The 21,900-nt window shown below is 47.3% G+C and carries 15 protein-coding genes, 1 pseudogene and 1 other annotated feature; of the genes and pseudogenes, 3 read left to right on the top strand and 13 right to left on the bottom strand.

Going from position 1 to position 21,900, the window contains the following annotated elements:
- Positions 1-7: 7 nt before the first annotated feature.
- The 10 genes from BC351_RS14750 to uvrA form a co-directional block, all read right to left on the bottom strand.
- Positions 8-532, bottom strand: a complete 525-nt coding sequence (locus BC351_RS14750; protein ID WP_079413251.1) for a GNAT family N-acetyltransferase — start codon at positions 530-532, stop codon at positions 8-10.
- Positions 533-1,741 carry a Gfo/Idh/MocA family protein gene (locus BC351_RS14745; protein WP_079413249.1) on the bottom strand — a complete coding sequence of 403 codons (1,209 nt, stop codon included), beginning with the start codon at positions 1,739-1,741 and terminating at the stop codon, positions 533-535. It lies immediately after the preceding gene.
- On the bottom strand, positions 1,738-2,589 hold the full coding sequence (locus tag BC351_RS14740; protein ID WP_079413247.1) for a metallophosphoesterase family protein: 852 nt from the start codon (positions 2,587-2,589) through the stop codon (positions 1,738-1,740). Before BC351_RS14740 ends, BC351_RS14745 begins: the two co-directional genes overlap by 4 nt.
- Positions 2,590-2,609: 20 nt before the next feature.
- Positions 2,610-3,389 (bottom strand): carbohydrate ABC transporter permease, encoded by a 780-nt coding sequence (locus tag BC351_RS14735; RefSeq protein WP_244209016.1) that lies wholly within the window; start codon positions 3,387-3,389, stop codon positions 2,610-2,612.
- Between the two features lie 159 nt (positions 3,390-3,548).
- The gene (locus BC351_RS14730) at positions 3,549-4,439 is read right to left on the bottom strand and encodes a carbohydrate ABC transporter permease (RefSeq protein WP_079413245.1); all 891 of its coding nucleotides are present in this window, start codon (positions 4,437-4,439) and stop codon (positions 3,549-3,551) included.
- A 91-nt stretch (positions 4,440-4,530) separates the two neighbouring features.
- Positions 4,531-5,901, bottom strand: coding sequence for an ABC transporter substrate-binding protein (locus BC351_RS14725; RefSeq protein WP_079413243.1), 1,371 nt, complete (start codon positions 5,899-5,901; stop codon positions 4,531-4,533).
- A gap of 223 nt (positions 5,902-6,124) precedes the next feature.
- Positions 6,125-7,675 carry a response regulator transcription factor gene (locus BC351_RS14720; protein WP_158082093.1) on the bottom strand — a complete coding sequence of 517 codons (1,551 nt, stop codon included), beginning with the start codon at positions 7,673-7,675 and terminating at the stop codon, positions 6,125-6,127.
- Positions 7,656-9,488 (bottom strand): sensor histidine kinase, encoded by a 1,833-nt coding sequence (locus tag BC351_RS14715; RefSeq protein WP_158082092.1) that lies wholly within the window; start codon positions 9,486-9,488, stop codon positions 7,656-7,658. The genes BC351_RS14720 and BC351_RS14715 overlap by 20 nt, the downstream gene beginning before the upstream one ends.
- Before the next feature lie 162 nt (positions 9,489-9,650).
- Positions 9,651-11,174, bottom strand: coding sequence for an MFS transporter (locus BC351_RS14710; protein ID WP_425270923.1), 1,524 nt, complete (start codon positions 11,172-11,174; stop codon positions 9,651-9,653).
- A gap of 96 nt (positions 11,175-11,270) precedes the next feature.
- Complete coding sequence (uvrA, locus tag BC351_RS14705; RefSeq protein WP_079413237.1) at positions 11,271-13,775, bottom strand: excinuclease ABC subunit UvrA; 2,505 nt, start codon at positions 13,773-13,775, stop codon at positions 11,271-11,273.
- Positions 13,776-13,993: 218 nt separating this feature from the next.
- Between uvrA and BC351_RS14700 the strand changes: the two genes are divergently transcribed.
- The 3 genes from BC351_RS14700 (at position 13,994) to BC351_RS14690 (ending at position 16,334) form a co-directional block, all read left to right on the top strand.
- Positions 13,994-14,431, top strand: coding sequence for a MarR family winged helix-turn-helix transcriptional regulator (locus tag BC351_RS14700; protein WP_144028411.1), 438 nt, complete (start codon positions 13,994-13,996; stop codon positions 14,429-14,431).
- A gap of 267 nt (positions 14,432-14,698) precedes the next feature.
- Positions 14,699-15,130 (top strand): helical membrane plugin domain-containing protein, encoded by a 432-nt coding sequence (locus tag BC351_RS14695; protein ID WP_079413233.1) that lies wholly within the window; start codon positions 14,699-14,701, stop codon positions 15,128-15,130.
- A 22-nt stretch (positions 15,131-15,152) separates the two neighbouring features.
- Positions 15,153-16,334: an NAD(P)/FAD-dependent oxidoreductase gene (locus BC351_RS14690; RefSeq protein WP_079413231.1), complete on the top strand. Its 1,182-nt coding sequence runs from the start codon at positions 15,153-15,155 to the stop codon at positions 16,332-16,334.
- 80 nt (positions 16,335-16,414) lie between these two features.
- Here BC351_RS14690 and BC351_RS14685 read toward each other — a convergent pair whose 3' ends face one another.
- From BC351_RS14685 to ileS, 3 genes and pseudogenes are all read right to left on the bottom strand, one after another.
- The gene (locus BC351_RS14685; protein ID WP_079413229.1) at positions 16,415-17,047 is read right to left on the bottom strand and encodes a LysE family translocator; all 633 of its coding nucleotides are present in this window, start codon (positions 17,045-17,047) and stop codon (positions 16,415-16,417) included.
- 202 nt (positions 17,048-17,249) lie between these two features.
- A pseudogene (locus BC351_RS44325) lies at positions 17,250-17,474 on the bottom strand (IS1182 family transposase); the annotation flags it as partial.
- Positions 17,475-18,482: 1,008 nt separating this feature from the next.
- Positions 18,483-21,563, bottom strand: a complete 3,081-nt coding sequence (ileS, locus tag BC351_RS14670) for an isoleucine--tRNA ligase (RefSeq protein ID WP_079413225.1) — start codon at positions 21,561-21,563, stop codon at positions 18,483-18,485.
- A 78-nt stretch (positions 21,564-21,641) separates the two neighbouring features.
- Positions 21,642-21,900: a binding site (T-box leader), on the bottom strand.

Below are 21,900 nucleotides of genomic sequence, written 5' to 3'. Positions count from 1 at the left end.
AGATCATTCAATGGACGCCAATGAGCTTCAGGATGGGTGTCCACCTCATCTCATGACTCTCATCAAGGTAGATGGGCCGAAATCCGAGCTGCCAGTAGACTTTAATTGCCGCCAGCCGGAAATCGTCCGTTTCGAGAATCGCGCGGCTTCGACCTTCACTTCTCATTCGGTACAGAGCAGCGAGGGTTGCTGCATAGCCAAGACCTAGGCCAGTATACTCGGGGAGCGCTCCCACCATATGCAAATACCCTCTGTCATCGCCTGATTCTTCGGATTCCCATGCTGTTGCCGTAGCCACAGGCTCGTTCCCTAGACAAATAAACTGCACGCGCTCTTCTTGAAAATAAGGAAATCCGCCAATTTTGGCCTCAAATGGAACGTTTCTTGCAAAAGAACGCGCAATAATATGCTCCCAGACTGCTTCGTCGCCTGAGCGGAAATGGCGGAGACTATAGCCTGGCGGAAGCTCGATCGCTGGCAGTGCGTCTAAACTTGCTTTCTCCATAACTAGTTTCGAAGGTGTTGCTTGCATTCAAGCATCTCCTCGCTTTTTCGCCTTGAAATTCGGAAAAAACATTGTTTTCCCGCCTGCTGCCACCGACTCCATCGAAAGTGCAAACACAGAGCTCCATGTCGCCGCATCGTACACATCGACTTTTGGAGCCCGCTGCTCCCTAATAGCGGCAGCAAATTCCACGAAGACGAGAAAGTCACCCCCGCCATGTCGGAAATTAGCGGCCTCATGGCCCCACTCCTGCCAGAGCGGGTGATCGAACTGAGGCTGGTAACGGCTCAACGGCTCCCACTGGTCCGTTCGGTCATCATGTTCTTTGGGAGACAAGTTAGCCAGCCAAATCCAATCCTCTTCCCGTTCATGACGGCCGGATGCATACGCTCCTGCTGTTCCCTGCACGATATAATGAGTCGGATTGGGAGGTCTAGCAGATGTCCAGTCTACCCGCAACGTGATTAGGACCCCGCGCTCTGACTGGACAATCACCACCGATGAATCCCCTTGTTGCCAGTAGCCTTGCTGCGCGGCAGGATGCTGGCTGCCAAACTGCTCATGGAAATAATTTCGAAGAGATCTTGAAGGCGAATTGAAAGCCGTCAAACATTTCAGCTGATCTCCATCCGGCTTATTCGTTCCCAACCAATGTGCGAGCGGGCCAAGGGAATGCGTTGGATAATTCATGCCGTTGAAATCGCGGTTCAGCTGCCCCCGCCATGTAAGCGAGCCGTCCGCTTGCGCAGTGAGATGACGACAATCGTGAAGATACCCGCCTTCCATATACGTAATTTCGCCTAAGCATCCTAGATTGATTAAATGACCAACGGTTAAAACCGAGCGGGAAAAGCAGTAATTTTCGGCCATCATGTAGCAAAGACCTGTTCGCTGAGCGGTCTCCACTAGTTCCCAAGCTTCATCCAATGTCTGAATCGCAGGAACTTCGCTAAGCACATGCTTCCCCGCCAGCAAAGCCTCTACAGATTGCCGCGCATGGAAGGGCATCGGACTGGCGATGTAAATAGCCTCAATGCGCTCGTCTTGAAGCATATGCTGATAGTCGCGATACGTCGCAACACCTGGATATTGAAGCTTCCACGCCGATAAGACATCTTCGTTCACATCACAAATCGCTGTCAATTGGATTTCTGAAGCTAGTACTTGAAGGGCTCGCTCCAACCGCCCTCCACGATTGCCTCCGACGATTGCAAGGCGCAGCGGCGAAGTTATCATCCCTTGCTCCCTCCAAACGAGGAATGGAAATGAGCGGAAACGCGGGTTGAGAACTCATCTCCCTCCGCAGACGGAAAGGGCTCGAAATAAGGCATATGCCGGCTTAAGAAATACGCCCATTGGAGCACACTTTCGTCCTCCAGCCTGATCAGTTCTACGCTAACATGTCCACTCTCCACCGTAATTAGACGGAACGCAGGAATATCCAGCATCGCGGCCGTCTGGACGAAATACCAGTTGCGCTCATTGACAATCGAATTGGTATGATTATGGCCGTTGAAATAAAAGCCAATTCCGGTATGCTTGTTTAGAATTTGCCGCAATTCAACTGTCTCGTGCAGCGACATCATCGCTTCTTTGGATCTAGCCGTTGTCCCATAAATCGGATGATGGGCGAATACGAGCATTGGTTTATCGGAATGATGCCGCAGAGCGGCTTCCAGCCATGCCAGCTGATCATCCTCCATAAACCCGCTCCAATCTGTCACGGTTTCACGCGCCGTATCCAGCATGACGATTGTTGCTTCGTCTGTCTCAATCAGGCCATAGGGCTCTCTTCCCGTTGCCGCTAGGACATCCGCCTTAGCATGTGTGTAAGTATCATGATTGCCCATAATATGAATGAATCGAACACGGCTCCCATAGCTGTTGACTTTACTGAAAATATAATCGAATTCTGCAAACTCTCCAACATTGGTCAAATCTCCAATAGAGATATGATAATCCGCTTCCGTCTCGAAAAATGCAGATAAGACATGTTCAAAAAAAGCGTCGCGTGCTTTCACCACCTCAGGGCGGTTAATGACCATGGACGGATAATGCAAATCTCCGATCATCGCAATTTTCATCACCAAAACCCTCCGATCCTCTACCCTTTAATACCTGAATGCATGAAACTGGAAATAAATTGTCGTTGAAAAAATAGAAAGCCAATAAAAATCGGCGCTACGACCAGTAGTGTAGCGGCGCATACTTCCGTCCACTGGCCGCCGGACTCCGTGGATTTGGCGAATAGCGCCAAACCAACCGTAAGCGGGCGATTTTCCACAGAATTGGTCACAATGAGCGGCCACAAGAAATTATTCCAGTGATAGCTGAAGGAAACTACAGCGAAGGATAAGTAAACGGGCTTAGACAACGGTACGTAGATGCGCCACAGCAGCCCCAAACGTGAACATCCTTCTACACGAGCTGCTTCCTCCAGCTCATATGGCAGCTGCTTGAAGGCTTGACGAAGCAAAAAGATCCCAAATGAAGAGGCGAAATAAGGAAGCACAACACCCAGTTTCGTATCCAGGAGGCCGAGCTCTTTGAGCACGTGATAATTGGAGAAAATAAGCACATCTGGCGGTACCATAATCTGCACCAAGAAGAGCATAAATACGACATCTCGACCTGCAAACCGGACTCTCGCGAAGGCATAGGCAGCCAGCGTTAAACTGAACAGCTGTACGCACAGCACACTGCCAGTAAGGATAATCGTATTCAGATAATAATGGCCAAACGGAGCTCCCTGCCATACCGTAATGAAATTGTCCAATGTCCATTCCCATGTGAAATGGAAGCCTAGCGCAGCCTCCTTCGGGCGGAAGGCTGTCCACACCACCCACACCATTGGAATGAGCCATAACAAGCCAAGTAGATACATACAAGCATGCCATAGCGACTGTGCCACTAAGCGGCTAATGCTTGAAGGGAATTGCATTCCAAGCAGGATTCGCTTGCGGCTTTTTACAACTTGATGCCCAAGCTGCACCTCAATTTGATTCATGCCATCCCTCCTATTCAGGCTGTGTTCAGAACCAGCTTAGTCATAATGAATTTTGCGATCCCACCCAAAAAATTGCAGTGAGGATACGATCAGCAGAAGAACGACAAGCACCATCGTCATCGCCGCACCCATGCCTTGGTCGTAGTAGCTAAACGCCGTTTCATAGATATAATAAAGGAGCAGACTGCTGGCGTTGTCAGGTCCTCCTTTGGTCATGATCCATAAGTGATCGACCAGCTTGAAGGCATTCGTCACGGCCACGACGGCCACGAAAAGTGTTGTTGGCATCGTTAGCGGGATCGTGATGCGTCCAAGCACTTTCCACATGCCAACGCCATCGACAGAAGCTGACTCATACAAATCCTTGGGAATTTGCTGCAAGGCGGCTAAATAGAAAATCATGAAATAGCCTGCTTCCTTCCAGATGATCATGACGATCAGCGCGGCCATTACCGTTTTGGGTTGGCCCAGTAGGCTTACCTCTTGTTGGCTGAACCAGGAGGCTGCGTGTGCAAGCAAGCCAAATTTAGGCGTGTATAAGAATAGCCAAATATTTGCTACGGCAATCATAGGGATCATATTCGGATAAAAATAGGCAACTCTGATAAATCCCTTGCCACGGATGGCTTTATCGGCGAATAAGGCCATAACAAAGGCAAGTGCCATCGAAGTGGGCACCGTTCCAAGAGCAAACCAGACATTGTTGATGAACACTTTCACGAACACGGGATCTTCCAGCAATCCGGCATAGTTGCCAAACCCGTTAAAAACAGGAACAGGCGTCGCCAAGTCCAACCGGAACAAACTTAGCCATATCGTCTTCAAGATCGGATAGTAGGTGAATACACCGAGGATAAGCAGCGAGGGCAGCAGCAATCCCCAACCCCAGCTGTTCCGCTTCAGCCGTTCACTCCAAATGGAATTCATAGGATAATTCTCCTTCTGTGAATAAAGCCCCACCGGACAAGCGAGCAAGCTCGCAAGCCCGATGACTGCCTTATTGGCAAACCTTCGTTATTTACTTATTGAAAGGTGCAAGAGCGCGTTCGGCTTCTTCTTGTGCTTTCTTCAATGCTCCTGCTGGATCAATGGTTCCAGACAGCACAGCTTGAATCTGATTCGTCAATGCTGTCGATACTTTACCGTGATTATGCGTAGACAATTCTGCGTGGGCATATTCAAGCTGATCGCGAGCTACGAGCGCCTGCGGGAAGCTCGCTGCGTATTTCTTCATCGTTTCGGTATCAAAAGCCGATTTGCGAACACCGACATAACCCGTTCCTACACTAAACTGTGCAGCTTGCTCCGGTTCTGTCATGAATTTGACGAATTCCCATGCGGCCGCTTGTTTCTTCGGCTCCGTGTCTTTGAAGATATACATGTTGCCGCCGCCAGTTGGTGAACCAAATTGTTTCTTCATTGGCGGGAAAGCGACACCGAAATCGAATTTTGCATTATTTTTCACATTGGTGAGATTTCCGCTTGTATGTACCATCATCGCTGTTTTGCCTTGGATGAAGTCCGTTGGTACTGTAGCCCAATCAATAATGCCTTCTGCCATAACCTTATGCTTGCGCGAAAGGTCCAACCAGAATTGAAGTGCTTCTACGTTCTCAGGCTGGTCGAACATCACTTTTTTACCGTCCGAAGACATCAAGTTTACTTTAGGGTCCGTGTGATTCTGAAGCGCGAATAGTTGAAGCATCCAGTAGGAATCATCATTACCCGGAATTTCCAAGCCTGCATGTCCGTCTCTCTTCAGCTTCTTGGCGTATTCGATCAGATCATCCCAAGTTTTCGGCGGCTTCTCTGGGTCGAGTCCGGCTTCTTTGAACATTTCTTTGTTATAGTACAAAACGATGGTACTGCGTTGGAACGGAATGCTGTAGGTTTTGCCGCCTGTTTGCGTATCTTCAACAAACGCAGGGTAGAAATCCTTGATATTGATGCTGGGATCTTTCGCAATGAAATCATCCAACGGAATAATAGCATTAGAGTCCAGCATGGAATATAGCTCCGTTGACATCATGACAGCCACATCCGGCGGCTGCTTCGCTTGAATGCCAGACTGGATTTTGATTGTGTTGTCTCCATAGTTGCCGGTATAAACAGGCTTCACTTTGATGTTCGGATGAGACTCCATGAATTTGTTCGTCATTCCGTCGATCACCTTCATGACCGGACCACCTACGTTAACTGGGTAATAGAAGGTCAGTTCCACCGGCTCATTCGTCGCCTTGGCGCTCTCAGCTGGTGTTGTTGATGCAGAAGAAGCTGATGAAGAAGGATTGGGACTAGCTGTTGTGCCTTTGGTACTCGGTTGACCGCAGCCTGCTAGAAGTGTCATCCCGACAGTTGGCAGCAGCAGCCATTTCAAGTGCTTTTGCATGGTTTGGTTCTCTCCTTTTTCTTTTACATAGGCTTGATTGCACCCTTCTCGTTTAGTATAGAAGCTGTTATGGTAGATGGACATGACCGGCTTTGACTGATTATTTATCTACTTGTGAATCGGAGACTTGATGACGAGGAATTGTATCGCTTAGTTAAAGCGCACGTAAAACACTTCGCGCTTTGACCCACAGACTTATCATTTTTTGCCAAACATTTATCAGCTAATCCTGGTAACGCGACGGAGAAACACCTCTTACTTTTTTGAACATGCGGGTAAACGAGCTCAAATTTTGATAGCCAAGCTTCTCGGAAATTAGCGTAAGCGGCAAACCGCTCTTCATCAGCGCCATAGCAGCCTCTGTCTTCTCATAGAGGACATAATCGGTGAAGCTTGAATCTGTCACTTCTTTGAACATGCGGCTCAAATGCGAATTATTCATATGAAACGTGTCCGCTATATCCTGAAGGGAGAATTCTCTGTGCATGTTGGACTTGATATACTGCTTGATTAATAGAATGAGCTTCGACTTGTCATCTTGTGCATAACAATCCGCCACAGCCTTCTCCGCACTGTGTACTTCTTCCAGCATCAGCTCTGACAGTTCTTCCAGCCGGCTGGCCGCATAGATCCGGTCCACTAGCTGATGATTCGTTGATATGGAAGCGGTCGTAATTTCTTCGCAGGCTGACCATAGACGGAAGAGCATTTCTGTCATCATATTTTTGACAATATGCGGATGTAGAAATGGCGGCTCAATGAGCGCCTTGCAAAGTGCTTCAAATTGCGGATTGATGTCAGCAAACTGAAGGGCTCCAATTCGCTCGTAGATGTCTTTCTTCATCTTTTGAATAGGCTCTGTGAGTGTATCGCGAATCAATCGGTCGCTCTCTCTAACGATGCCGCCACTGTGATGATAGAAATCAAGCTGAAGAAGCTCGGCTGCCTGAAGAGCATAAACACGCCAATCATACGGATCGTCAAAAGTGGAACTGATCGCAATGGTGATCGTGATGCCCAGCCTATCCTGCATCGCTTCCTTCCACCGTTGAGCTTCACTTGCAGGAGGATTGCCTGCTATGATCAGGTGCAGCTTGCATTTGGCTGCATCCTCGACTGCGCCTAAATAACGGCTTCCCAAGTGCTGGATAGCCAACTGCTCCAGGTCCGTGTCACTGCTCGGCCAGACCCCCATCGCGGGCGTATGCCGTTCAGGTTGAATCACCCACGATTGATAGTTTGCAGCCTGAAGAAGCGAAGCAAATTCTTGGAGCTGCACGTCTGATCGCTCGGGCTGGGATTTAGGCAGCACCCCATCGAGCCAGCTTTGGAGGAATCTTTTTTTGCGCTGTGCTTTGCCCACATCTGCCGAATCGGATTCGCTGCCTGCATGTCGCTTGAGCAGCAATTCGACGGAAATATTTTGCAATATATCGCATAACTCCTTCATATCCAGCGTCGATTTCAATAAGAAATCAGTCACTTGCAGTTGAATAGCGCTTCGTGCATATTTGATATCCTGTTGACAGGTTAAAATGATAAATTTGGTATCTTCCCGGTGTTTTTTGGCAAATTGAATAAACCGCAAGCCGTCCATTTTGGGCAGCTCAATGTCCACCAGCACGATATCAGGTAGATGCCTTACGAACATTTCGTATGCCTCCGAGCCATCGCTGGCCTCACAGACTAGCTCCATGCCCAGCGTTGACCAAGGGACTGCCTTTTTTAAACCCAGACGTACTAATACTTCATCCTCAACAATCATGACCTTCATGATAGCCACCTGCTTTCTCTTCAATAATGACCAACGGCAATATGATTTCAATTTGCGTACCTTCGCCAAGTCGACTATGCACTTGAATGCCATAGGCGCCGCCATATTCCAATGAAATTCTCTGCTGCAAATTACGCAGACTGATGCCCGAAGTAGGCCCCATCCCATCCCTATCTGGCTCCTTCGGTTCCAGCAGCGTCTGCAGTGTTGCCGGCTCAATGCCATTTCCGTTATCTTCGATCCAAATACGAAGTCCCTCATCACACGCATGGATGCGCAGGTTAAGCCACGGTTTACGGTCAAATGGCGTGCAGAAGCCGTGGGTAATCGCATTTTCGAGCAAAGGTTGGAGTGTGAACTTGGGGATGCGTGCATGCAGCACTTGCTCGTCCATCTCCAAATTCAGGTCGATCCGCTTCATAGAGCGAATTTCCTGAAACCGGATATATTGCAAGGCATACTCCTTCTCCTCCTCAACTTTGCTGAACAGCGTGTTTGAGTTTTTCAACGTGTAATCCAGCATGCGGGTTAGTGCAAGAATCGCGTCAGCCATCGTTGCGTTTCCATGAAGAACAGCCATGAAACGCAGTGCGTTCAGCGAGTTGTGCCAGAAATGCGGCCGCATTTGCTCCTGCAGCACATGTAATTCTAATCTTCGCTTCTCGCTCTCTACCTCTTTAAGCGTTTGAATCTGCTGCTGAATTTGCTCGAAGAACCGATAAATGCCAGCATGCAACGTCTCAAGTTCCTTAAACCCCTTATAAACAAACCTCTCCGGGGACTCGCCCTCTCCCGCTGTTCGCACAATTCGTGACATTCGCTGTAGTGGGAGCAGCAGTTTCGTATAAAGAATATAGCCAAATGTAAGGATAAGCAGCACGGAGAACGCCGTCGTAATGGCTGTCGTCTGCCACACACTAATGCTCTCCGCATGCAGCGACTCCATAGGAATAATGGACAGCACCTCCCATGTTGTCGAAGGAATCTGCTTGTAAATAAAATAACAGTCCTGACCAGCAATTTTTAATTTGCCCGAGCCTGCGGCATTCCCATTTTTCCCAATCAACTCATCCAGCTGTTTGCTGTCCATGGCTTGGAGATAGGCAGAAACCTCTGAAGAAGGCTGGGAATTGGCAAAAAGCACTTTCCCTTCCGGCGACAAGATAAAAACAGCATTCAAAGGGTTAATTCTTACCGTATCCAGCAGCGTTTCGATCGCGGACCCATTCATTTTAATCGTGAGCGTTCCAAGCGAATGGTCGTCCTGGGTCATATTTTTACTGACATATAAGGCTTGAGGAAAAGAGCTGTAATGAAAATCGGGGGCTACGTCGGAGCGAATGAAGCTGTTGTCCAGATACAACCGAGTCCCGTACCAAGGGAATGAGGTCATTGTGGATTTGAACCGCTCCTCTTCTTCTTGATCAATTGGCGGATAGGCAAACACGCGGTTTTGATCCGTAAGAATTTGAATATATAAAGGAAGGCGCAGCCGGAAGTAGCTCAAATAACCTTCGATTACGTCTTTGGGAACATCATGGTTGTCTTGAATTCTACGCGTCAAATCGGTCTTTACCGATAACGTGCGGGCAAAATCATCAATATAATTCAAATAGTTAATAAGATTGACGGAAAGGGAGTCCATTTTATCAAATATGATTTGATTGTATTGCTTTTGAATCGTCGTCGTGGATTGTTTGCTGATAATCAACCCTTGAAAAGCGATTAGAAACAGCACGCTATAGGAGATAAGAACAAAAAGCAGCATTTTCCAGCCGCTCAATAGACTTCTGATTTTTTCTTTGTACAGCATGTGTGCATTCTCCTTGAGCATTCTACTTTTATATGACACATTATAGTCTGTAGGGATGTTCAGAAGGTTAAAAGAAGTGTGTATTTTATGTAAATGCAATGGGAATGCGGTATTGTGAAATAAGAAAAAGCCCCGCTTGAGCTGCGGGACTTCCTTTGCTTCTTAATGGCCGGCCGAGTATTCTTCCATCTGGGCAGCCGGGTCTAATTTTTCTCTGCTCATGAACAATGCCGCAAGCAGAGCAACGGCAGCTGGGATAATCGCCCATGCAAAGGTATGAACGATAGATGAAGAAAGCGCCTCTGTGATCTTATCAAGAATTTGCGCAGGAATTTTGTCCCGTGTTTCGGGAGTCAGAATTTTACGTGGATCGCTTAGATCGAAACCTTGAGGCATCTGCCCGCCGCCGAACGCTGATGACAATTTACTTGTAAAAGTGTGGCTTTGAATAATACCGAATACGGTAATACCCAGCGTCATCCCCATGGACCGCAAGAAGTTAAGTGTAGAGCTTGCAGAGCCGCGCTGCCTTGCCGAGAAGCCATGTATCGCTGCGTTGCTTAGAACAGAGAACGATGAGCCTATTCCCAAACCAATTAGAATCATGAAGATCGTAACGATGAAGCGTGTAGAGCCTGTCGTTAATGTGGTGAGCAGCGCTATACCGATGACTAGCAGCGCCAATGTTGGAATCATGATCGAACGATATTTGAACTTCGTCAGCATGGCGCCTCCACCCGCGGCAGTAACCACGGATCCAAGCATCATCGGAAGCAGCACAAGTCCTGAATTTGTTGCTGACCCGCCAAGAACGCCTTGGATGAAGATTGGAATGTAGATGGAGGCCGTAATGAACGCTGCGCTGCTGAACATAGCCATGATATTGCTCGTGGTATAGAGACGATTCTTAAACATGCCAAAGGTTATGATCGGTTCTTGTGCACGACGCTCGACGAACACAAAACCAATGACAAGCACCACAAAAGCAGCAAACAACCCAATAATCACGCCGGAATTCCAAGCATATTGCTTGCCGCCAAGCTCAAGAGCGAACATGAGGCAAACGATTGAAGCTACGAGCGTAAAAGCGCCAAGGTAATCAATTTTTTGCTTGGAATGCTCAACAGACTCTTTGTAAAAGAAGGCGATCAGAATGAATGCCAGTAATCCCAAAGGCAAGTTGATATAGAAAATCCAAGACCAGTTAATATAATCTGTCAAATATGCACCCAGAAGCGGCCCAAAAATACTGGAGAGACCAAATACAGCGCCGAATAGTCCACCTAGTTTGCCGCGTTTATCCGGAGGAACAACATCAAACATGATCGTAAATGCGATTGGCATAAGCGCCCCGCCGCCAATCCCTTGAATAGCGCGATAAATACTAAGCTGTATAATCGTTTGAGCCGTACCGCATAAGGCCGACCCGATCATAAATACAATAAGACCAAAAACGAAGAACCTTTTGCGGCCATACATATCCGATAATTTACCGAAAATCGGCATACCGGCCATCTCTGCTACCAGATAAGCAGAAGTTACCCACATTAATTTGTCAAAACCACCCAACTCTCCGACAATTGTACCAATTGCGGTGGCTACGATCGTGTTATCCATCGAAGCCATCAGAATTGCCAGCAGCAAGCCTGCTAAGATAACGCTCATTTTATTTCCTTTTGCCATCATCACTTCTTCCCTCCACCATATCCATCTGCCATATCCATTACTATTTCTCACTAGATCAACACTCATTCCTTACGAACGAAATCAATCCCAACTGTGTTAGAGCCCCTCAGCCAGTATCCGTTTTAAAAACATCCCCGTGTAAGAAGCGGCTACTTCGGCGACTTGCTCTGGTGTGCCCTCGGCTACAAGCTTTCCGCCGGCTGCGCCTCCATCTGGTCCGATATCAATGACCCAATCGGATTCTCTGATCAGCTCCAAACTATGTTCTACAACAACAACGGTATTTCCTGTATCCACCAGCTTATCCAGTAAAACTTGCAGCCTTAAGATGTCAGTCGGATGCAAGCCGGTTGTGGGCTCATCCAACAGGTATAGCGTATGATTTCTGGACGGCTTGCTTAGCTCTTTCGCCAGCCTGATTCGTTGTCCCTCGCCGCCTGATACGGTTTTGACCGATTGCCCCCATTGAAGATAGCCAAGTCCAACCTCGCACAGCATTTCGATGATGCCAGCCATTTTGGCTTCTGTCATGAGGATTGGCAAGCTTTCTTGTATGGACATGTTCAGTATATCGGAGATCGAGTAACCTTTGTACTGAATCTGCAAAACCTCATCAGTAAATCTTTTACCCTTGCAATCGTGGCACTTCACTTCGAGATCAGGCAAGAAATTCATGTCGACGGAAAGCACGCCAAGCCCCTGGCAAGTCTCGCAACGGCCGCCTGGCGTATTGAATGAGAAATGCTTGGTTGTCAGTTTTCTTGCCTTCGCTTCTGGCAAACCTGCGTACAAAGCACGTATTTGGGTAAATACGTCGGTATAGGTTGCAACATTTGAACGTTGAACTCTGCCCATTGGAGATTGATCGAAGATCACAATATTTCCGACATGCTCCAAGCCCGTAATTTCCTTGCAGCCTGTCGGTGCTTTTTCTTTGGAATTTCCCTGCGCAAGAATATCGAATACCAGCGTAGATTTGCCAGAGCCCGAAACCCCTGTTACAGATACTAATCGGCCAAGTGGAAAGGAAACGGACGGAATATCTATATTACGAGCATGTGCTTCACGTATCGTGATGGATTGGCCATTCCCTTTCCTACGGGTGCGCTTGACGGTCGGGAGACTCTCTGCTCTTAGATAGGCCCCGGTAACCGAAAGCTCACTGGCCATCAAGTCTTCCACTCTGCCTTCGCCAACTACCGTTCCACCGTGCAATCCGGCGCCTGGACCTATATCTATGATATGATCTGCAGCCCGCATCATTTCAATATCATGTTCAATAACGAGCACCGTATTGCCTAGATCACGAAGCTGCTGAAGCACCCGAATGAGTCCTACTGTATCCCGCGGATGCAGTCCCGTTGTGGGTTCATCCAGGATATACAGCACTCCGGTAAGGCCTGAACCAAGCAGCGAGGCGAGTCTCAGCCGTTGGGCTTCGCCCCCGGAGAGGGTTACTGTCTGCCGATTCATCGAAAGATAACCAAGGCCAACATCTATAATCCTCTGCAAACGCGTGGGCATATCATAAAGGATCGGCTCCAACAGATGCTGCGCTTCAGCGGGCAACGCCGCCTTCAAGTCTTGCGTCCACTCGAATACTTCGCCAAGCGACCATTCCGACACATCGGTAATCGAAGCATCAGCAACTCGAACAAGACGAGCTTCTTTGTTCAAAAGAGCGCCGCGGCATTCGGGACACAGCTGTTCATGAAAAAAGCCATCCTCTTTTTCTTGACCGGCGGACTCCCCTTCTTTCTCCTTGTAACGGCGCCACAAGCCGGGAATCACACCCTCAAACTTAGTCCCTTGGACTGGCTTCACATTCGGATAATGACGCTTAAACGCCTCGCTCTCGACACCGTAATATAGGATATCACGCTGAACCTCATTGTAATCTTTCAGTGGCAGATCCAGGTCAAAGTCAAAGCCGTAATGCTTGCCGGCCGCAACCAGAATCCGCATCTGAATATCGCGGTGAACGCCATTCAGCGAAGCTACTCCGCCGCCGCGCAAGCTGAGTTCCGAATTGAAAACAGCCGCTTCATTAATGCTTGCCACATGACCAAGACCGCTGCACGCTTCACAAGCCCCCTCGGGCTTATTGAAAGAAAAGTGTGACATGCCCAGCTTCTCAAGCTCATCTCCGCAATGCGGACAGTCTACCGTCTTATGATCCATTCCCTCGTCTTCGTCTGCCAATAGACCGGCAGGCTCAAAAGACGGCGGTATGCTGCCGCTGCAAGAAGGACATATCCGCTCTCCCAATCTTGCGAAGATAAACCGTACAAAGGTGTAGATGTCTGTCACGGTCCCCACCGTTGAACGCGGATTGCGATTCGTAATATGCTGCCCAACACTGATGGACGGAGACAAGCCTTCAATGGACTCCACCTTGGGCTTACGAATGGAATCGGACGTCAAGCCCATGGAGTCCAAATATTGTCTCTGACATTCCCGCTGAAGCGTATCCATAGCCAGCGTCGATTTGCCCGATCCTGACGGACCAGTTAGCACAACCAACTTATACTTTGGAATCGAAAGTGAAATATTTTTCAGGTTATTTTCCCGTGCGCCAACAATAAAAATGGTGTCGTTCACATAAATCCCCCTCACTGTGAAATCGCTATTTGTTTCAAGCTGCAGCAATCAAAATCTTTTGCAAAATCGTCATGGATCATATAAAATGAATTCCAATAATATCTCGTTCATCAAATATCTCGATAATCAAGATATCAACATCATAAAAGGAGGTTTGTCATTTGTCAAGACTTCAACAAGCTTCAATTACAGATCCCAAAGAACAGTTCATCTCCTATATGCGTGGTCTCGGAACCCGAACGGTCTTATACCAGCAAGGCGTAGCCAGCACTCTTGGGTTATACAATCAAGACTACTTATCCGTGGATATTCTTCGCGAGAAAGGCCCCATCACCGCGGGAGAACTATCCAAATTAACCGGGCTTGCTACGGGAAGCACAACGGCTTTAATAGATCGCCTTGAAAAAATCGGTTATGTTCGCAGGCAGAACGATCCCCATGACCGTCGCAAAGTAATTATTGTCCCTGAGTATGAGCATAAAGCGGAAGTTAGCCATACGTACCACTCTCTTCACACCGCAATGCTTGAACTTGCTTCCTCCTATACAGATGAAGAGCTTGCCCTCATCACGAACTTTTTAGGTAAAGCAAACATCGTCCTAGAAGAGCAAATTTATCATCTCAATGCCGCTTCCCAGAGCAAAACTTCTCCCTGAAATTGAAAAAGCAAATGTCAAGACCTATCTTTTGCAATTTCTTCGCTCAGAATCGCATTATGTTCACGAATTTGAAATATTTTCATTTTTAAAAATAGTGTCAAAAGGTGTAGAATATCTAGATACGGTTTAAATCCAATTGTGTCGATGTTGCTGGGCATTTTCACTTGTGAAATATCTTACAACCATTTGGGAAACGAAATATTGGTCCCGTACACATTGCGACAGTACCCGATTTTTTTTCAACGCAAAGGAGGATTTTTTCTTATGTCACAGACACCTGCTGTTCAAGAAGTAGCAGCAACACTTGCTGCGGAACCAAGATCGCTAGACGTACTAGACCAATTGCTGAAGCCTGAGGTGCAGCAATCCCTGACTGTTCTCGTCGAAAATCTGCCTAAATTGGCAGAAATGGTTACGATGTTAACGAAAGCTTACGACTTCGCACAAAGCGTCGCTACTGACAAAGTTTTGATCAACGATTTTGCCCAAGGTATTGGCGAATTCGTCAAACCAGTACAAGAAAAAGCAAAAGACATTGCATCTGCAGCGATTGAAGCTGGCGAACGTTCCCAAGCTGAAGCTGGAACAACGATCGGTCTTTTCGGTATGCTCAAAATGCTGAAGGATCCTGAAGTGCAGAAGACACTTCGTTTTGCTCAATCATTCTTGAATGTACTTTCGGAACGGAAACATTAATACGAACAAGGGGTGATTAACGATGGCTAAACAAATACTTATTCTTGGCGGCGGTTATGGGGGTCTTCTAACTGCCTTGACGGCACGTAAACATTTGACGGCGGCAGAAGCCAGCATAACAATCATCAACCGCTTTCCAACACACCAAATTATTACAGAATTACACCGTTTGGCTGGCGGCACGATCAAAGAGCAAGCCGTTGCGCTGCCTCTTCAAAAGCTGTTAGGCGACAAACAAGTGAACATTGTTGTTGACACGATTAAAGAGATCAAGCCAAATGAGAAGCAAGTCCTTACAAGCAGCGGCGCTGTACATACTTACGACGCTCTTGTCGTTGCTATGGGCAGTGAGACCAACTACTTCGGTATTCAAGGTCTGGAAGAAAACAGCTTCGTATTGAAATCGGCTGCTGATGCCAACCGCATCCGCGAGCACGTTGAAGCTCGTCTTGACGCTTACAAAGCTTCCGGCAATAAAGCAGACGCAACGATCGTTGTTGGCGGAGGCGGTCTTACAGGTGTTGAGCTCGTAGGTGAATTTGCCGACAAGCTTCCTGAAGTATGCCGCAGCAAAGGCATCGATTTCAACGATGTTTCCATCTATTGCGTTGAAGCAGGTCCTGCTGTGCTTCCAGTATTCCCTAAAGTCTTGATTGAGCGTGCGGTCACAAGCCTTGAGAAGCGCGGCGTTACTTTCTTGACAGGTGTTGCGATTACAGAAGCTACGAAAAATTCCGTATCACTGAAAAGTGGACAAACAATCGAGTCGAACACGATTATTTGGACAGGCGGCGTCAAAGGCAATCAAGTTGTTGGCAGCTGTGGCATCGCTGAAGATCGTGGCCGCGCTACCGTAACGTCGACATTGCAATCCACATCGCACTCCGATGTCTTCCTTGCAGGCGATTGCGCGGTTGTTTTCCCTGAAGGCAGTGAAAGACCGTACCCTCCTACTGCTCAGCTTGCTTGGCAGATGGGCGAAACCGTTGGTTTCAACCTTTCCGTTCAGCTCAAAGGCGGCACTATGGACAAGTTCACTCCGGTCTTCTCCGGAACGCTGGGCAGCCTTGGTCGCAAAGACGGTATCGGCACAATCGGCGGCAATAACACGCAACTGAAAGGCTTGCCGGCTTCCCTCATGAAAGAAGCGAGCAACGTTCGTTACTTGTCCCACATTCATGGACTTTTTGCATTAGCTTATTAAAAACAAAAAGGATGTCCCTTTGCCTTCGTGGCGGGTTGGGACATCCTTTTTTTAATCTGACGGTTTGCAAATTGTAGCTCTTATTTTCCGTGTTCAAATGCAAGCCGTACAGCTAGCCCCGTCAAAACACTAGCCATTAGCCAACGTTGTACTCGCAACCATGTGGGGCGTGTGCCAAACCAGACTGAAATCTTGCTAGCTGTACATACAATAAGGAGATTTACAATAAAACTGACCGTAATTTGCGTAAAACCCAAAGTTGCGCTTTGCAGCAACAACGATCCTCGTGCAGGATCCACAAATTGGGGCAATAGCGAAACGTATAGAACTGCAATCTTAGGATTAAAAAGATTAGTCATAAAACCCATAAGGAATAATTTCCTTGGTGGGTCGATTGCAAGCTTACGAGGTTCCAAAATTGATGCAGAACCTGGCTTTATGGCATTCCAAGCAAGCCAGAGTAAGTAAATGGCACCAGCAAATTTGACAGTTTCGAAGAAAACTGGTACTGCAGTGAACAGAGCTGTAAGGCCTAGCATCGTTGCCATAATATAAATTAGAAACCCAAGCATGACGCCCAAAAGAGAAATAATCCCCGCTATTCGGCCCTGTGTAAGGGTACGCGAAATGAGGTAGATCATGTTTGGACCTGGCGAACAAACCATACCTAATGAAACGATTGCAAAAGCGAATAATGTACCCAAACTGACCAAATCAAGTCTCCTCTCTGTCTCTATACGGTGTGTTTTTCATATCTAAGCCCAAGGAGCTTTCTACATTGTTTATTAGTCTATAGCTACTCGCTAATTTTTGTCAATTCCATTTCAAAGGAAGAGGTTGTCCCATAAGTGGAATTTATAGAGCGAGACACAATTGAGATTCAGGGGAAATGAATTTTTAAAATGAGCAAAGGAGTTAAGCGGCTTGGATCTGCTTAACTCCTTTGCTTTTTGCTGCTACTGCTGCTTTCTTTAGCAGGTTATGGGCAAGCGAAAGCCACCCAACCTCCAGACTTACTCTGGTTAAGCCTCGAAGCAGGAATCTTTTGAATTCACGGTTGTTCTTGATGTAATCGAATACAGGAGGATTCGGTTAAATCACCCGCCTGACTGCTAGCTCGTAGCCTTCTTCACTACGAACTCAGAGGTGAAAAGCTGCCCCCCGCTGAGCCTGCCGAAAAGGCAGGCTCATGCTCGATGAAGGCTCAAAACCAATCCAATCTGAGCTGAGCCAGCCAAAAACGCCGGCTCAGAGGTGGAAAAGATGCAAACCCACGCTGAGACTGCCGAAAAGGCAGGCTCAAGCTCGAAGAAGGCTCAAAACCAATCAAAATCGAACTGAGCCAGCTAAAAACGCCGGCTCAGAGGTGGAAAAGATGCAAACCCCCGCTGAGACTGCCGAAAAGGCAGGCTCTAGCTCGATGAAGGCTCAAAACCAATCCAAGCCGAGCCAGCCAAAACGCCGGCTCAGAGGTGGAAAAGCTGCAAACCCACGCTGAGACTGCCGAAAAGGCAGGCTCAAGCTCGAAGAAGGCTCAAAACCAATCAAAATCGAACTGAGCCAGCTAAAAACGCCGGCTCAGAGGTGGAAAAGATGCAAACCCCCGCTGAGACTGCCGAAAAGGCAGGCTCTAGCTCGATGAAGGCTCAAAACCAATCCAAGCTGAGCCAGACAAAAACACGGCTCAGAGGTGGAAAAGATGCAAACCCGCGCTGAGACTGCCAAAAAGGCAGGCTCAGGCTCAATGAAGGCTCAAAACCAATCAAAGCCGAGCTGAGCCAGACAAAAACGCCGGCTCAGAGGTGAGGACAGCTTTTTGCCTAATTCCTTTTGCCAGGCTTTTTTTTCGGTGGTACGTAAGCTTTAGCTCCGGTTGCTTTCTATAAGCCTGCATTTATACATCTTTTTTGCTCATAGAATAGCCTCAACTGTTAAATTCCTGCGTTTATGCAGGTTTTTGAGGCTTTTTCTGGATGAGCGGCTGAAAAAGATAAAAATGCCTGCACAATTGCAGGCATTTCCACTTTTTAACCGAATTCGCCCGGAAATTCCTGTATTTTCGCAGGCTTTTACACTTGGGAGATCTTATCAGATCTGGAAACCCTCGACGCTTACATACTAAATCTGGCTTATGAAACAACCTCTTGTTTACTCCATATGAAGCTGGAACTGGTTATCCCCAATCGTAAAAGACTCCATATCTGCTACTTTCTCGAATCGTACACTAGCTAGCAGCACGTTGTCTTGCAGAACGTGCTGATAACGTTCCAACGCTTCTTTGAGCGGTGATTGGACATCGAGTACAAGATGGACACGTTTATCTATCGGCAGCTCTAGCTTTTTACGGTAATCCTGAATTGCACGTATCATTTCACGCACAAGTCCTTCTTGTTTCAGTTCTTCCGTTATTAACGTATTTAAAGTCACGGTGATCTGGTTATTGGAAGCTGAAGCAAACCCTGCTTTGGCTTGTTTCTCTACTAGCAGCTCATCAAGCTCGACTTGGAGCTCCTCTCCGTCTATTGATACTTTTAAAAAGCCATTGTCAATCACTTGTTTGGTTTCCAAAGCATCCAAAGTTTTCAAGTGATTTTGCAGGGGACTGACGAATTTGCCATACTTCTTCCCTGCTGCCTTCAAATTCAACTTCACATTGTAATCCACAAACCCGCTGTCATTTCGTTCTACGCGAATTTCTTTCAGATTCATTTCATCTTTAATTATGTCTTCGAATCGACGCAAGTCAAATTTGCTAGAAAGCGAAATGAACATCTCGGAGAGAGGCTGGCGAGTTTTGATCCCCGTCTCGTTCCTGATATTCCGTGCCAACTCAACGATTTGCCGAGCAATTCCCATCTCGCTCTCCAACTCTTCATCAATGGCCGATTCACTCACTCTTGGATAGTCAGCTAAATGCACACTGCCTTCGCCGCCAAGGTTGCCATAAATATCTTCTGCAATCAATGGAGTAAAAGGTGCGATCATTCGCGAAAGCGTCAGCAGCACTTCACGCAGTGTCTGGTAAGCAGACACCTTATCTACATTCATATCACTTCCCCAGAAACGATCGCGGGAACGTCGGATATACCAGTTGCTCAGCTCGTCGACAAAGACTTCGATTTGCTTGGCAGGGTTCAAGAAATCGTTGACTTCCAAGCCCTTGCTTACTAGCTGCAGCGTGCTGTTCAGCCTTGAAATGATCCAGCGATCCAATTCATTCTCCGACTTGTGATCGGGATGATCTTCCGGATGATATTGGTCAATCTCCGCATAAAGCGCATAAAAAGCGTGTGTGTTATTGATCGTGTCAATCAGCTTGGACTTCGCTTCGGCTACGATCTGTTTAGAGAAGCGTTTGCTGTTCCACGGTGCGCTATCTGACAATAAAGCCCATCGAAACGCATCTGTACCGAATTCGTTAATGATTTCCCAAGGATCGATGCCATTGCCTTTGCTTTTGGACATTTTCTGTCCATTTTCGTCCAACACGTGCCCCGTTGAAAGTACGGATTTATAAGGAGCCTTGCCGTTGAACAAAGTTGAAACAGCCAGCAGGCTGAAGAACCAACCCCTAGTTTGATCAATCCCTTCGCAAATCATATCCGCGGGATACTGTGCATTGAACTGTGTTTCATCGCCAAACGGATGGTGATGCTGCGCAAACGGCATGGAGCCGCTATCGAACCAGACATCGATAACTTCGGGAGTTCTTTCCATGACACCGCCACAGGAGCAGCGCAGCTTCACTGCATCAATATATGGCTTATGAAGTTCCAAGCTTTCATCAATCGGCGTTATGGACTTATCTCTTAACTCTTTGTGGCTTCCAGGTGCATACTCAGATCCACAGTCTCCGCATAGCCAAACGTTAAGCGGTGTTCCCCAGTATCGATTGCGGCTGATATTCCAGTCAACAAGCTCCTCGAGAAACTTTCCAAAGCGTCCATCCCGGAGATGAGAAGGATACCAATTCACCTTCTTGTTGTTTTCAATCAATTGATCTTTGATGGCCGTCGTCTTGATAAACCAGCTCTCCATCGCATAATAGAGCAGCGGGGATTTGCAGCGCCAGCAAAAAGGATAACTATGCTCATACCGCTCTTTCGAAAATAACAGGTTGCGCTCGGATAAATATTTGACAATATCAACATCGCAATCTTTGACAAAGCGGCCAGCGAATTCTGTTATTTCATCCTGATAGCGTCCAGCCAAATTGACAACATTCACAAAATCCAGCTCATGTTGACGCGCAGTTCGATAATCGTCCTCTCCGTGGGCAGGGGCAATATGAACGATACCTGTACCGCTTGTATCCATGACATAGTCAGCATCTACAACGATATGGCCTTTGTTGGGTTGAATATAGCCAAATGGAGGCTCGTAAGGAGTACCTACGAATTCTGATCCTTTATGCTCAGACAAAATAGTGTAATCCTGCTTGAACAGTTTTTCAGCTAATCGTTTTGCAACAATGTACACTTCATCATTTTGCTTCACTTTCACATAATCCAAATCCTTATTCACTGCTAATGCTATATTGGCTGGCAGCGTCCAAGGCGTTGTCGTCCAAGCTAGAAAAATCTCAGCTCCGGATTTGCTTTTAAACTTGACGGTGGCGCTCAAATCCTTCACATCTTCGTAGCCCTGAGCTACTTCGTGAGAACTTAGCGTTGTTTGGCAATCCGGACAATAAGGGCTGACACGATGCCCCTTATACAACAATCCTTTCTTATGCACCACGGATAAAATATGCCAAACACTCTCAATATAGTCGTTTTCGAGCGTCACGTACGGGTTATCCATATCCGTCCAGTAGGCAATGGCTTCAGTCAGCTCTCGCCACTGTTTTTCGTATTCAAACACACTGCTTTTGCATTTCTCGACGAATTCAGCTACCCCGTATTTCTCAATCTCCTGTTTGCCCGAGATCCCAAGCTGCTTTTGGACGCCAAGCTCAACAGGCAGACCATGTGTATCCCAACCTGCTTTGCGAACAACTTGGTATCCGGACATCGTTTTGTAGCGGCAGATAAAATCTTTAACAACTCGGCCAAGCACGTGACCGATGTGGGGTGATCCGTTTGCCGTTGGCGGTCCTTCATAGAAGACGAAGTTTGGTTTGTCTTTCCGATGTTCGATGGACTTATGGAACGTGTCATTTTGTTTCCACTGCTCAAGAATGCGCAGCTCGCGGGTTCTTGCTTTTTCTTTTACATCAACTTTTCTCATAGTTATGCTACACTCCTCTTTTTTACGTAATGGGTTAGTTCGGGACACGTGTTTTGGAAAACAAAAAAATCCCGCCCCGTAAGGGACGAGATTACATCTCGCGATACCACCCTAGTTCCGTATGACCATCCAATTATGATCATTACAGCTCCTCATACTACGTACTAACATACGTGGCCCTTGTAACGGCGGGATCCCGGGGCAGCTTACTCAGTTACTTTCAGCTTTCCTTCTCGGAGAGGATTTTCGGCTATGATTTGCTTATTGGCTTTCAGCTCAGGGCCAACTCTCTGGGAAGCAAATGGATTAGCGTACTCGTTCTCGTTAACGAATTTGA

The organism is Paenibacillus ferrarius (assembly GCF_002027705.1).
GTDB classification, from domain to species: Bacteria; Bacillota; Bacilli; order Paenibacillales; family NBRC-103111; genus Paenibacillus_E; species Paenibacillus_E ferrarius.
The sequence above is the reverse complement of the archived record's forward strand: the minus strand, read 5'-3'. Positions and strand labels throughout refer to the sequence as shown.

Coding starts and splice junctions, on each gene's coding strand:
- BC351_RS14720 (WP_158082093.1), bottom strand. CDS start 7,675: ATGAAGGTCATGATTGTTGAGGATGAAGTATTAGTACGTCTGGGTTTA.
- BC351_RS14715 (WP_158082092.1), bottom strand. CDS start 9,488: ATGCTGTACAAAGAAAAAATCAGAAGTCTATTGAGCGGCTGGAAAATG.
- BC351_RS14745 (WP_079413249.1), bottom strand. CDS start 1,741: ATGATAACTTCGCCGCTGCGCCTTGCAATCGTCGGAGGCAATCGTGGA.
- BC351_RS14695 (WP_079413233.1), top strand. CDS start 14,699: ATGTCACAGACACCTGCTGTTCAAGAAGTAGCAGCAACACTTGCTGCG.
- BC351_RS14730 (WP_079413245.1), bottom strand. CDS start 4,439: ATGAATTCCATTTGGAGTGAACGGCTGAAGCGGAACAGCTGGGGTTGG.
- BC351_RS14710 (WP_425270923.1), bottom strand. CDS start 11,174: ATGATGGCAAAAGGAAATAAAATGAGCGTTATCTTAGCAGGCTTGCTG.
- BC351_RS14735 (WP_244209016.1), bottom strand. CDS start 3,389: ATGTATCTACTTGGCTTGTTATGGCTCATTCCAATGGTGTGGGTGGTG.
- BC351_RS14725 (WP_079413243.1), bottom strand. CDS start 5,901: ATGCAAAAGCACTTGAAATGGCTGCTGCTGCCAACTGTCGGGATGACA.
- BC351_RS14690 (WP_079413231.1), top strand. CDS start 15,153: ATGGCTAAACAAATACTTATTCTTGGCGGCGGTTATGGGGGTCTTCTA.
- BC351_RS14700 (WP_144028411.1), top strand. CDS start 13,994: ATGCGTGGTCTCGGAACCCGAACGGTCTTATACCAGCAAGGCGTAGCC.
- BC351_RS14750 (WP_079413251.1), bottom strand. CDS start 532: ATGCAAGCAACACCTTCGAAACTAGTTATGGAGAAAGCAAGTTTAGAC.
- BC351_RS14740 (WP_079413247.1), bottom strand. CDS start 2,589: ATGAAAATTGCGATGATCGGAGATTTGCATTATCCGTCCATGGTCATT.
- ileS (WP_079413225.1), bottom strand. CDS start 21,563: ATGAGAAAAGTTGATGTAAAAGAAAAAGCAAGAACCCGCGAGCTGCGC.